At 69.1% G+C, this 12,269-nt stretch carries 13 protein-coding genes; 9 read left to right on the top strand and 4 right to left on the bottom strand.

The features are described 5' to 3' along the window. The 3 genes from KUM49_RS03815 to truA form a co-directional block, all read left to right on the top strand. The coding region (locus KUM49_RS03815) for a DNA-directed RNA polymerase subunit alpha C-terminal domain-containing protein (RefSeq protein ID WP_281181426.1) at positions 1-459 on the top strand (459 nt) is incomplete at its 5' end. Between the two features lie 165 nt (positions 460-624). Further along, positions 625-1,137: a 50S ribosomal protein L17 gene (rplQ, locus tag KUM49_RS03810; RefSeq protein ID WP_217235222.1), complete on the top strand. Its 513-nt coding sequence runs from the start codon at positions 625-627 to the stop codon at positions 1,135-1,137. 75 nt (positions 1,138-1,212) lie between these two features. After that, the gene (gene truA, locus KUM49_RS03805; protein ID WP_217235221.1) at positions 1,213-2,070 is read left to right on the top strand and encodes a tRNA pseudouridine(38-40) synthase TruA; all 858 of its coding nucleotides are present in this window, start codon (positions 1,213-1,215) and stop codon (positions 2,068-2,070) included. Between the two features lie 13 nt (positions 2,071-2,083). On the opposite strand, the gene KUM49_RS03800 is transcribed toward truA, so the two are convergent. After that, positions 2,084-2,968 carry a hypothetical protein gene (locus tag KUM49_RS03800; protein ID WP_217235220.1) on the bottom strand — a complete coding sequence of 295 codons (885 nt, stop codon included), beginning with the start codon at positions 2,966-2,968 and terminating at the stop codon, positions 2,084-2,086. Positions 2,969-3,413: 445 nt separating this feature from the next. Here KUM49_RS03800 and rplM point away from each other — a divergent pair, with 445 nt between their 5' ends. The 3 genes from rplM to glmM all read left to right on the top strand — a co-directional run bounded on the left by rplM (position 3,414) and on the right by glmM (position 5,965). Beyond that, on the top strand, positions 3,414-3,857 hold the full coding sequence (rplM, locus tag KUM49_RS03795) for a 50S ribosomal protein L13 (protein WP_217235219.1): 444 nt from the start codon (positions 3,414-3,416) through the stop codon (positions 3,855-3,857). 42 nt (positions 3,858-3,899) lie between these two features. Beyond that, positions 3,900-4,421, top strand: a complete 522-nt coding sequence (rpsI, locus tag KUM49_RS03790) for a 30S ribosomal protein S9 (protein WP_217235218.1) — start codon at positions 3,900-3,902, stop codon at positions 4,419-4,421. A gap of 185 nt (positions 4,422-4,606) precedes the next feature. Then, the gene (glmM, locus tag KUM49_RS03785; protein ID WP_217235217.1) at positions 4,607-5,965 is read left to right on the top strand and encodes a phosphoglucosamine mutase; all 1,359 of its coding nucleotides are present in this window, start codon (positions 4,607-4,609) and stop codon (positions 5,963-5,965) included. 256 nt (positions 5,966-6,221) lie between these two features. Here the strand turns inward: glmM and KUM49_RS03780 are convergent, their stop codons facing one another. Both KUM49_RS03780 and coaA read right to left on the bottom strand, forming a co-directional pair. After that, positions 6,222-7,160: a DUF389 domain-containing protein gene (locus tag KUM49_RS03780; RefSeq protein WP_217235216.1), complete on the bottom strand. Its 939-nt coding sequence runs from the start codon at positions 7,158-7,160 to the stop codon at positions 6,222-6,224. Positions 7,161-7,176: 16 nt separating this feature from the next. Beyond that, positions 7,177-8,145, bottom strand: a complete 969-nt coding sequence (coaA, locus tag KUM49_RS03775) for a type I pantothenate kinase (RefSeq protein ID WP_217235215.1) — start codon at positions 8,143-8,145, stop codon at positions 7,177-7,179. 182 nt (positions 8,146-8,327) lie between these two features. Here coaA and KUM49_RS03770 point away from each other — a divergent pair, with 182 nt between their 5' ends. From KUM49_RS03770 to glmS, 3 genes are all read left to right on the top strand, one after another. Continuing rightward, a complete protein-coding gene (locus tag KUM49_RS03770; protein ID WP_217235214.1) occupies positions 8,328-9,335 on the top strand; it encodes an ATP-binding cassette domain-containing protein in 1,008 nt (335 codons plus the stop codon). Next, positions 9,332-10,141: an ABC transporter permease gene (locus tag KUM49_RS03765; protein ID WP_217235213.1), complete on the top strand. Its 810-nt coding sequence runs from the start codon at positions 9,332-9,334 to the stop codon at positions 10,139-10,141. The genes KUM49_RS03770 and KUM49_RS03765 overlap by 4 nt, the downstream gene beginning before the upstream one ends. 99 nt (positions 10,142-10,240) lie before the next feature. Beyond that, the gene (glmS, locus tag KUM49_RS03760) at positions 10,241-12,088 is read left to right on the top strand and encodes a glutamine--fructose-6-phosphate transaminase (isomerizing) (RefSeq protein ID WP_217235212.1); all 1,848 of its coding nucleotides are present in this window, start codon (positions 10,241-10,243) and stop codon (positions 12,086-12,088) included. Here glmS and KUM49_RS03755 read toward each other — a convergent pair. Continuing rightward, positions 12,049-12,267: a DUF397 domain-containing protein gene (locus KUM49_RS03755; RefSeq protein ID WP_217235211.1), complete on the bottom strand. Its 219-nt coding sequence runs from the start codon at positions 12,265-12,267 to the stop codon at positions 12,049-12,051. The two genes, glmS and KUM49_RS03755, sit on opposite strands and share 40 nt — an antisense overlap. Positions 12,268-12,269 lie beyond the last annotated feature (2 nt).

The raw sequence follows: 12,269 nt of genomic DNA, 5'->3' as shown, positions 1-12,269 counted from the left end.
TTCGACAAGCTGATCGTCGACGTCGAGACCAAGCAGGCCATGCGTCCGCGTGACGCCATGGCGTCGGCCGGCAAGACCCTGGTCGAGCTGTTCGGTCTGGCGCGCGAGCTCAACATCGACGCCGAGGGCATCGACATGGGCCCGTCCCCCACGGACGCCGCCCTTGCCGCTGATCTCGCCCTGCCGATCGAGGAGCTGGAGCTCACCGTCCGGTCGTACAACTGCCTCAAGCGCGAGGGCATCCACTCCGTGGGTGAGCTCGTGGCTCGTTCCGAGGCCGACCTGCTCGACATCCGCAACTTCGGTGCGAAGTCGATCGACGAGGTCAAGGCGAAGCTGGCCGGGATGGGCCTCGCGCTCAAGGACTCCCCGCCCGGATTCGACCCGACCGCCGCCGCGGACGCGTTCGGTGCGGACGACGACGCGGACGCCGGTTTCGTGGAGACCGAGCAGTACTGATTCGGCTGCCGGTCCTCGTGGCCGGCCGCGCAGTTCCCCGCGCCCCTTGGGTCGCGGACCTTCCGGGCGTCCGAAAAGGCTCCCGGATCTTCGACGGGCGACCGCCCGCTCGGATACTGACCTCGGTACCTGATACGGCCGGGGCAGACACCTAGGAGAAACACCATGCCGAAGCCCACCAAGGGTGCCCGTCTGGGCGGCAGCGCCGCGCACGAGAAGCTGCTCATCGCGAACCTCGCGAAGTCGCTGTTCGAGCACGGTCGTATCACCACCACCGAGGCGAAGGCGCGCAAGCTGCGTCCGTACGCCGAGCGTCTGGTCACCAAGGCGAAGAAGGGCGACCTTCACAACCGCCGTCAGGTGCTCCAGGTGATCACGGACAAGAGCATCGTGCACACGCTCTTCACCGAGATCGGCCCGCGCTACGAGAACCGCCCGGGTGGCTACACCCGCATCACCAAGATCGGTAACCGCCGTGGCGACAACGCGCCCATGGCTGTCATCGAGCTGGTCGAGGCGCTGACGGTCGCGCAGCAGGCGACCGGTGAGGCCGAGGCCGCCACTCAGCGTGCCGCCAAGGACGCCGAGGCTCCGGCCGCCGAGGAGACCAAGGTCGACACGACCAAGGCCGACGAGGCCGAGGACGCGGCTCCGGCCGAGGAGTCCAAGGACGCCTGAGGCTGAACCCTCGCGTTGAGCGGGTCCGCCCCCTGCGGGGCGGGCCCGCTCTTGCGTTGCTGAGAGGATCTAGAGGTGAGTGACGAAGCACAGCCCGGGTTCGTGCGGGTGCGGATGGATCTGTCCTACGACGGGACCGCGTTCTCCGGGTGGGCCAAGCAGGCCGGGGGACGGCGGACCGTGCAGGGCGAGATAGAGGCGGCCCTGCGGACCGTGACGCGGTCGAAGGACATGACGTACGAGCTGACCGTCGCCGGGCGGACCGACGCCGGCGTGCACGCGCGCGGGCAGGTGGCGCACGTCGACCTGCCGGAGGAGCTCTGGGCGGAGCACCGGGAGAAGCTGCTCAAGCGGCTCGCAGGGCGGCTCTCCAAGGACGTACGGGTCTGGTCCCTCACCGAGGCACCCGCGGGCTTCAACGCCCGTTTCTCGGCGATCTGGCGGCGGTACGCCTACCGGGTCACCGACAACCCCGGCGGGGTCGACCCGCTGCTGCGCAACCACGTCCTTTGGCACGACTGGCCGCTCGACGTCGACGCCATGAACGAGGCGGCCGAGCGGCTCCTGGGCGAGCACGACTTCGCCGCCTACTGCAAGCGGCGCGAGGGCGCGACCACCATTCGTACGCTCCAGGAGCTGAGCCTCGTGCGCGGCGACGACGGTGTCGTCACCGCCAGGGTCCGGGCCGACGCCTTCTGCCACAACATGGTGCGCTCGCTCATCGGGGCGCTGCTGTTCGTGGGCGACGGGCATCGGCAGGCCGACTGGCCGGGGAAGGTGCTGGCGGCCGGGGTACGGGACTCGGCGGTGCACGTCGTACGGCCGCACGGGCTGACCCTGGAGGAGGTCGGCTACCCGGCCGACGGGCTGCTGGCGGCGCGCAACAAGGAGGCCCGCAACAGGCGGACACTGCCCGGGGCCGGCTGCTGCTGACCCCGGGCGGCCGTCATCCGTTCACCGCGGCCGATGCCTGGGCCTCGCCCCGGCGGCGGATCTGGCGGAAGGTGAACTCGCCGAGGTCGTCGCCGGTCGTGAAGACGGCGGTGTCCTTCTCGGTCACGTCCTTGCCGTTGGTGAAGCCGGCGATCGTGAAGTAGGCGTAGCGGCCGTAGGAGTTGGTGGTCGAGCGGCAGACGGCGGAGTTGCAGAACGCCTTGACGCCGTCCCCGGCCAGCGACGCGACGATGCTCTTCTTGTCGGTGCCCTTCTTGGCCTTGACCGCCTGTGCCTCGCTGTCGAAGACGGCCACGCCGACCGTCACCGCCATGCCGTCCTTGGTGTAGGTGACGCGCATCAGGCGGGTGCAGCCGTTGTCGGTGAGGACCTTCGCGAGGGTGCCCTTGGCGGCCGCGGCGCAGCTCCTGGTGTCGGCCGTCGGGCCCTTCTTGTAGACGGTCGAGCCCATGGTCAGCTGCGTGCCCGGGAAGAGGATGCCCGGGCCGATCGGGGCCGTGTCCTTGCTCTTGTCGGAGACGAACTCCTTCGGGTCCAGCGGCGGCGGGGCGCTGGTCGGCTCGAACGACGGCTCCGCGGTGCCGGTCCCGCTCGGGATGTTGGCGCTGGTGGGGAGGGAGGCCGGCTTGCCCGATCCCTCCGGGTCGCCGTTCGCCGACACCACGGCCATCGCCACGGCGGTGCCGATCGCCAGCGTGGCCAGTGCGCCGCCGCCGATGAAGAACAGCCGGCGCCGCTTGGCGCGCGTCTCGGACGCCTCGGCGAGCGCGGCCCAGTCCGGGGTCTCGTCGGTGTTGCCGCCGTTCCACGGCTGCTGGGATTGCGGTGTCCAGGGATCCCACTGGGACTGGGGTCCCCCCTGCTGCCCATAGCTCATGGGGCGCATCTTAGACGGGGGAGGCGGTGTGCCGGTCCGCCCCAAGAGGCGCCGGGCGCACCAGGGTTCGCCGGGTGCGCCAGCGCAAAAGCCACATGTCCGGGTGGTTGGTGCGAAGGGTTCCGGCAGGGTGGCTTCACGCTGTGTGGGCCGGCGGTCACGGGCGTGTACCGCCTGCGGTCGCAGGGGGGTGGAGGGCGGGTAGAATCGGGCCGGACGGCAGCAGGCGCCTCGTTTTGACCCGTACGGGCCAGCGAAGGTATCCTGCTTCTTCGTTGTGTATTGGCTTGCTCATTCTCACGGGACGGGCCCTTACACCGGTCCACCGGGCCGATGACCAGCGACCCCACGTACGCGGTATGCGTCGCCGCAGTGGGCTGAGGCTGTCGTGATCGTTTCGGTGACCTTGTTTAGGACCATTCACTCGAAGCGAAGGCTACGAACCGTGCGTACGTACAGCCCCAAGCCCGGCGATGTGACGCGCCAGTGGCACGTCATCGACGCTCAGGACATCGTCCTGGGTCGTCTCGCCACCACCGCCGCCACGCTTCTGCGGGGCAAGCACAAGCCGATCTATGCGCCCCACGTCGACACCGGTGACTTCGTCGTCATCATCAACGCCGACAAGGTGCACCTGTCCGGCAACAAGCGGACCCAGAAGATGGCGTACCGCCACTCCGGCTACCCGGGTGGTCTGCGCTCCGTCCGTTACGACGAGCTCCTCGACAAGAACCCCGAGAAGGCCATCGAGAAGGCCGTCAAGGGCATGCTCCCCAAGAACACCCTGGGCCGCCAGATGCTGTCGAAGCTGAAGGTCTACAGGGGCGACCAGCACCCGCACGCTGCCCAGCAGCCGGTGCCGTTCGAGATCACCCAGGTCGCGCAGTAAGTCCGGCCACCCCCTAAGACTGAACAGAATCTGAGGAGAATCGTGGCCGAGACCACCGTTGAGCAGCCGGTCGAAGAGACCGAGCTTGTCGACATCGAGAGCTACACCACGGAGTCGGACGTCCCCGTCGAGGGCGAGTACACCTCCGAGTCCATGGCGTCCCGCTTCGGCGACCCGCAGCCGGCCGCCGGCCTGGGCCGTCGCAAGAACGCCATCGCCCGCGTCCGGATCGTCCCGGGCTCCGGCAAGTGGAAGATCAACGGTCGCACCCTCGAGGACTACTTCCCGAACAAGGTGCACCAGCAGGAAGTCAACGAGCCCTTCAAGGTGCTCGAGCTCGAAGGCCGCTACGACGTCATCGCCCGCATCGCGGGTGGCGGTGTCTCCGGTCAGGCCGGTGCGCTCCGTCTCGGTGTCGCCCGCGCGCTGAACGAGGCCGACGTGGACAACAACCGCGGCGCCCTCAAGAAGGCCGGCTTCCTCAAGCGCGACGACCGTGCGGTCGAGCGCAAGAAGGCCGGTCTCAAGAAGGCCCGCAAGGCCCCGCAGTACAGCAAGCGTTAAGCTTCGCTGCCTGCTCGTACTCGCAGTACTACCAGCAGTACGCAGTACGTCCGAACGCCCCGGCGGCACGCCACAGTGCCACCGGGGCGTTCGTTTATCACAGGCCTGGGCGTATAACGGCACAAGGCGCTCAAAGGCTTGTGCGATCGGATGATTTCCGGATCTGAAGCTTCTCAGGAGGACAAGTGGGACGACTCTTCGGCACGGACGGCGTGCGCGGTGTCGCCAACGCGGATCTGACGGCCGAGATGGCGCTCGGCCTCTCCGTCGCCGCGGCGCACGTACTGGCCGAGGCGGGCACCTTCGAGGGGCACCGGCCGACCGCGGTGGTCGGGCGGGATCCGCGTGCGTCCGGGGAGTTCCTGGAGGCCGCCGTGGTGGCGGGCCTCGCCAGCGCGGGCGTCGACGTTCTGAAGGTGGGCGTGCTGCCGACCCCGGCGGTCGCGTATCTCACGGCCGACCTCGGCGCCGACCTCGGCGTCATGCTCTCCGCCAGCCACAACGCCATGCCGGACAACGGCATCAAGTTCCTCGCGCGCGGCGGGCACAAGCTCGACGACGAGCTGGAGGAACGCATCGAGGCCGTCTACGAGGAGCACCGCACCGGCGCCCCCTGGGACCGGCCGACGGGCTCGGGCGTGGGGCGCGTGCGCACGTACGAGGAAGGGGCCGAGCGGTACGTCTCCCACCTCGTCGGTGTCCTTCCGAACCGGCTCGACGGGCTGAAGATCGTCCTTGACGAGGCGCACGGCGCTGCCGCCAAGGTCTCGCCCGACGCGTTCACGCGGGCCGGTGCCGAGATCGTCACCATCGGCGCCGAGCCGAACGGGCTCAACATCAACGAGGGCTGCGGCTCCACCCACCTCGGACTCCTCAAGGCCGCGGTCGTCGAGCACGGGGCCGCGTTCGGCATCGCGCACGACGGTGACGCGGACCGTTGCCTCGCCGTGGACCACACCGGTGAGGAGGTGGACGGCGACCAGATCATGGCCGTACTCGCGCTTGCGATGCGGGAGCGTTCCGCACTGCGCTCCGGCACCGTTGTCGCGACGGTCATGTCGAACCTCGGGTTCAAGCTGGCGATGGAGCGGGAGGGGCTCACGGTCATCCAGACGGGGGTGGGGGACCGCTACGTGCTGGAGGAGATGAAGGAGCACGGGTACACGCTGGGCGGCGAGCAGTCCGGGCACGTGATCATCCTTGATCACGCGACCACGGGGGACGGCACGCTGACCGGGCTGCTGCTGGCCGCTCGGGTCGCGGAGAGCGGGCGGTCGTTGCGGGAGCTGGCGGCCGTGATGGAGCGGTTGCCGCAGGTGCTGATCAATGTGCCTGATGTTGATCGGTCCCGGGTGGGTACGTCCTCGGAGCTTGCGACGGCGGTTGCTGACGCGGAGCGGGAACTCGGTGAGACCGGGCGGGTGTTGTTGCGGCCCTCGGGGACCGAGCCGTTGGTTCGGGTGATGGTCGAGGCTGCTGATATCGATCAGGCTCGGTCTGTGGCGGGGCGGCTTGCGGATGCGGTGAAGTCGGCGCTCGGGTAAGGGTGTTGGTGTTGCTGTTCCCGATCGGGGGTGGGGGTTCTGTGGTTCGCGGGCTGCGGGTTCGTTGTGGCTTGGCGCGCAGTTCCTCGCGCCCCTAGGGGGTGGCTGGGCTTGTGGGTTCCCGCGCTGCTGGGGGTGGCTTGGCGCGCAGTTCCTCGCGCCCCTAGGGGGTGGGGGTTCTGTGGGGTGCTGGGTGCGGGTTCGTTGTGGCTTGGGCGCGCAGTTCCTCGCGCCCCTGGGGGCGTTGCCGTAGGCGTCACTTGAGTGCTGAGCGTTTGCGTTGTGTGGACCAGAGCCATTTCTGGGTCAGCAGGGTGAGGGTGCCGGCGAGGATGATGCCCAAGAGGTTCAGCAGGAGCTGTTCCGAGGAGCGCAAGGCCTGGTTGGTGTCGCTGTAGATGAGGGCCACGGCCGCGTTGGCGGCTGCGGGGACCGTCGTCACGGAGATGGCGACTCCGACCAGGGCGCCGGACTTGGAGGACGTCAGGGAGAGGGTGCCGGCGGCTCCGGCGAGGACGGCCACGACGAACGAGAACCAGTCCGGGGCGTAGATGAACCCGGTGTTGGGGCGGTCGGCCTCCAACTGGGCCTTGGTGAACAGGCCGACGGCGTCCATGAAGAGGCTGAAGCCCACGGTCACCGCCATCGCCGCGGCGAAGCCCACCAGCAGCGCGATCAGCGAACGCAGGGCCAGGCGAGGCGCGCGCTGCACTATCGCGGTGCAGATGCCCGCCAGCGGCCCGAACTCCGGGCCGACCGCCATCGCGCCGACGATCAGGATCGCGTTGTCCAGGACCACACCGCAGGCCGCGATCATCGTGGCGAGCGTGATGAACGCGATGTAGGTGATGGAGAGGGTCGACTCCTCGTGGGTCGCGTCCGTCATGTGTTCCCACAGGACCGCGTCCGCGCCCTCGCCGGGGGCGTCCGCCTCGGCCTTGTCGGCGCGCTCGGACAGGGACAGGTCGATGTTCTCGACGGCGATGGAGCCGGTGTGTCCGAGGCCCAACTCCTGCAGGCCGGTGAGGAGTTCGTCGCCGGCTTCGCGGGCGACGTCGCACAACACCACGTCTCCGGCCGGGTTGCGGGCGGCGCCCGGCATGACGACGAGGTGGGCGGTGCCGACCGTCGTGTCGATCAGGCGGACCACGTCGTCGGTCTTGTCGGACGGGGTGATGAGACGCAGATGCAGCATGGCGGCAGACTAACGGTCACAGTTTGCGCAGACTCAGGCGCTGGACCTTGTGGTCGGGGCCCTTGCGGATGATGAGGGCGGCGCGGCCGCGGGTGGGGGCCACGTTCTCGATCAGGTTGGGCCGGTTGATCGTCCGCCAGGTCGTGCGGGCGTAGTCGAGGGCCTCCTCCTCGGACACCTGGGTGTACTTGCGGAAGTACGAGGACGGGTTCTGGAAGGCGGTCGCGCGCAGCTTCTTGAAGCGGTTGAGGTACCAGCGCTCGATGTCCTCGGGGCGTGCGTCGACGTACACGCTGAAGTCGAAGTAGTCGGCGAGACCGACACGGGTGCGGCCGTCCTTGCCGGGCAGGGCGGGCTGGAGGACGTTGAGGCCCTCGACGATCAGGATGTCGGGGCGACGGACCGTGAGCCGCTGGTCCGGGACGATGTCGTAGATGAGGTGGGAGTAGACCGGGGCCGTCACCTCGGCCTTGCCGGCCTTGATGTCCGCGACGAAGCGGGTCAGGGCGCGGCGGTCGTACGACTCGGGGAAACCTTTCCGCGACAGGAGGCCGCGGGCCTGGAGCTCCTTGGTGGGCAGCAGGAAGCCGTCGGTGGTGACCAGCTCGACGCGCGGGTGCTCGGGCCAGCGGGAGAGCAGGGCCTGGAGCAGACGGGCGACGGTCGACTTGCCGACCGCGACCGAGCCGGCCACCCCTATGACGAAGGGAGTGCCCGACTGGGAGCCCTGTTCGCCGAGGAAGGTGTTCAGGGCGCCTCTGAGGCCGTCCGTGGCGCCGACGTAGAGGTTCAGGAGGCGGGAGAGCGGGAGGTAGATGTCCCGCACCTCGTCGAGGTCGATGACGTCACCGAGGCCGCGCAGCTTCTCGACCTCCTCGGCCGTGAGCGGCAGCGGGGTCTTCTCGCGCAGCACACTCCATTCCGCTCGGGTGAGGTCGACGTAGGGAGTCGCCTCCGGCCTGTGCCGGTGGGCGCTCCGGGGCATCGGGGAGACCGGAGAGATCACAGTCCATTGTTACGGGAGTACGAACGGATGGCGGGGTGGGGTCCGTCACGCATCAGGATTCGGGGCGAACCCGAGCAAGTCGGGGAATGTCAGTGCCGTGCGTCACAGTTGTGGGAGAGGTGGGCCCAGGCCGGGGTCCACGAACCCCGAGGGGGTGACCCATGACGTATGCGATTGAGGCGGAGGGCCTGGTCAAGCGGTTCAAGGAGACCGAGGCGCTGGCAGGCGTCGACCTGGGGGCCCGCAAGGGCTCGGTGCTCGGGCTGCTGGGTCCCAACGGCGCGGGGAAGACGACCGCGGTGCGGATCTTCGCGACGCTGCTCAGGCCCGACGCGGGCAGGGCCCAGGTGGCCGGGCACGACGTGGTCCGGGAGGCCGGGGTCGTACGCGCCATGATCGGGCTGACCGGGCAGTACGCCGCGGTGGACGAGAACCTGACCGGCACGGAGAACCTGCTGCTCATCGGCCGGTTGCTCGGTCTGCCGCGGCGGGAGGCCAAGGCGCGGGCGGGTGAGCTGCTGGAGCGCTTTCAGCTGACGGACGCGGCCGGGCGGGCCGTCAAGACCTTCTCCGGGGGTATGCGCAGGCGCCTGGACCTGGCGGCCAGCCTCGTGGGCCGGCCCAGCATCCTCTTCCTCGACGAGCCGACCACCGGCCTGGACCCGCACAGCCGTGGCGAGCTGTGGAAGATGCTGCGGGGCCTGGTCGCGGACGGCGCGACGGCCTTGCTGACCACGCAGTATCTGAACGAGGCCGATGTGCTCGCCGACGACATCGTGGTGATCGACAAGGGCCGGGTGATCGCCGAGGGCACGCCGGACCAGTTGAAGTCGCAGGTCGGCGGCCAGGTGCTGCAACTGCGGCCGGTGCTGGCGCAGGACCTCACGCGGGTGCACGCGCTCGTCGCCCGGGCGGCCGGTCCGCAGACGCAGATAGAGGGCGAGACCATCACGGCGCCGGTGAAGGACCCCGAGCTGATGCCGGCCGTCGTGCGCACGCTCGACCGCGAGGGCATCGCGGTGGGCGAGCTGGCCCTGCGCCGCTCCTCGCTCGACGAGGTCTTCATGGCCCTGACCGGCCATCGCGCCGAACCCGGCGGGCCGGAGGGAAACGGCGGCGCGGCCGTCCGGGACGACGGCGAGAGGGAGAAGGCGGTGAGCCGGTCATGACCGCCACCACCATCACGGCGCCGGTCACCGAATCCGGCCGCGTGCGGCCCCTCGACGGACTGCGGCAGACCTTCACCATGGCCTGGCGCAGCCTGGTCGCCGTCAAGCACAACCCGCTGGAGCTGGTCGACTACAGCATCACGCCGATCATGTTCGTGTTCCTCTTCACGTACGTACTGGGCGGGCAGATGGCCGGATCACCCGAGGCGTATCTGAAGTACGCGCTGCCCGGGATCATCGTGCAGAACACCCTGTTCATGACCATGTACACGGCGATGGCGCTCAACACGGACCTCACCAAGGGCGTGTTCGACCGGCTGCGCAGCCTCCCGATAGCGCGGTCCGCGCCGCTGATCGGGCGGATCACCGCGGACCTGGCCAAGCATGTGTGGGCCCTGCTGCTGATGATCGGGCTCGGTCTGCTGCTCGGCTTCCGGATCACGGGCGGGCTCGACGGCTTCCTGCTCGGCACGCTGCTGGTGGTGGTGTTCGCCGCGGCCGTGTCGTGGAGCGCGGTGCTGATCGGGATGCTCGCCGGCGACGCGGAGAAGGTGCAGGCGTTCGCGTTCACGCTCATCTTCCCGATCACGTTCACCAGCAGCGCGTTCGTCGTCGTGGACACCATGCCCGGCTGGCTCCAGGCGTGGAGCGACGTCAACCCGGTCACCCATCTGTCCGACGCCTTCCGCGGGCTGCTGCTCGGCGGGCCGGTGGCGGAGCCGGTGCTGTGGTCGCTGGTGTGGGCGGCGGCTATCGCACTCGCGTTCTATCCGCTGGCGATGAGGGCCTATCGGGCGAAGGCGTGAGCTCCCGAGGGCCTCGGAGCGTCCGGAACCCGCTGAGAATTTCTGATTTCGGGCAGGAGGTGCCGAGTTTCGTCGACTGTTCGCCCTTAGGCTGCGGCCATGTGCGGAATCGTGGGATATGTGGGATCGCAGCCGGCGCTTGATGTCGTGATGGCCGGACTGAAGCGACTGGAGTACCGGGGATACGACTCGGCAGGCGTGGCCGTGCTCGCGGACGGCGGGCTGGCGGCGGCCAAGAAGGCCGGGAAGCTGCTCAACCTGGAGAAGGAACTGGTCGACCGGCCGCTGCCGACCGGTGTGACGGGCATCGGGCACACACGATGGGCCACGCACGGGGGACCGACGGACGCGAACGCCCATCCGCACCTCGACAACGAGGGGCGGGTCGCGGTCGTCCACAACGGGATCATCGAGAACTTCGCCGCCCTGCGGGCCGAGTTGGAGGAGCGGGGGCATTCGCTGGGCTCCGAGACCGACACCGAGGTCGTCGCGCATCTGCTCGCCGAGGAGTTCTCCGTGACCTCCGACCTGGCGGAGTCGATGCGTCTGGTGTGCCGGCGGCTGGAGGGCGCGTTCACGCTGGTCGCGGTGCACGCGGATGAGCCTGATGTGGTCGTGGGGGCGCGTCGGAACTCGCCGCTCGTGGTGGGCGTCGGAGACGGCGAGGCCTTCCTCGCCTCGGACGTCGCCGCGTTCATCGCCCACACGCGCTCCGCCATCGAGCTGGGTCAGGACCAGGTGGTGGAGCTGCGGCGGGACGGGGTGACGGTCACCGGCTTCGACGGGCGGCCCGCGGAAGCCAAGCCGTACCACGTCGACTGGGACGCCTCCGCCGCCGAGAAAGGCGGCTACGACTACTTCATGCTCAAGGAGATCGCCGAGCAGCCCAAGGCCGTCGCGGACACGTTGCTGGGGCGCATCGACAGGGCCGGTTCACTGACGCTGGACGAGGTCCGGATCAGCGCCTCCGAGCTGCGCGAGGTGGACAAGGTCGTCATCATCGCGTGCGGTACTGCCTTCCACGCCGGGATGATCGCCAAGTACGCCATCGAGCACTGGACACGGATTCCGTGCGAGGTGGAGCTGGCGAGCGAGTTCCGGTACCGGGATCCGATCCTGGACGCGCAGTCCCTGGTCATCGCCATCTCCCAGTCCGGCGAGACCATGGACACGCTGATGGCCCTGCGGCACGCGCGCGACCAGGGCTCCAAGGTGCTGGCCATCTGCAACACCAACGGGTCCACCATTCCGCGCGAGTCCGACGCCGTCCTGTACACGCACGCGGGGCCGGAGGTCGCCGTCGCCTCGACCAAGGCCTTCCTGACGCAGCTCGTCGCCTGTTACCTGGTCGCCCTGTACCTGGGGCAGGTGCGCGGCACCAAGTGGGGCGACGAGATCAGCGCCGTGGTGCGCGACCTGTCGCTGATCTCCGGCCAGGTCGAGCGGGTGCTGGCGACCATGGAGCCGGTGCGGGTCCTGGCGCGGTCGCTCGCTTCCAAGGACACGGTCCTGTTCCTCGGCCGGCATGTGGGATATCCGGTGGCGCTCGAAGGCGCCCTGAAGCTCAAGGAACTCGCCTACATGCACGCCGAGGGCTTCGCCGCGGGTGAGTTGAAGCACGGGCCGATCGCCTTGATCGAGGACGACATGCCCGTGGTGGTCGTTGTGCCGTCGCCTCGGGGGCGGTCCGTACTGCACGACAAGATCGTGTCCAACATCCAGGAGATCCGGGCGCGGGGTGCGCGGACGATCGTCATCGCGGAGGAGGGGGACGAGGCGGTCGTGCCGTACGCCGATCACCTGATCCGGATTCCGGCCACGCCGACGCTGCTTCAGCCGTTGGTGGCGACCGTGCCCTTGCAGGTGTTCGCCTGTGAGTTGGCCACGTCCCGGGGCAACGACGTGGATCAGCCTCGGAACCTGGCGAAGTCCGTGACGGTGGAGTGACTGGTTTTCAGTGCGTCGAGGAAGGGGACGAAGGCGTCGGCCGGGAACGTGAGGGTTGCGCGGGCCGGGGCCTTGGAGTCGCGGACGGCTATGTGGGTGGGGCGGGCGGCGATCTCTACGCAGGCGTTGCCCTCGCCGCCGCCGGAGTAGGACGACTTCCGCCAGGTGTAGGTGATCATGC

It is taken from the genome of Streptomyces sp. AC555_RSS877 (assembly GCF_019049245.1).
Taxonomy (GTDB): Bacteria; Actinomycetota; Actinomycetes; order Streptomycetales; family Streptomycetaceae; genus Streptomyces.
This window is presented reverse-complemented; position numbering and strand designations above follow the sequence as displayed.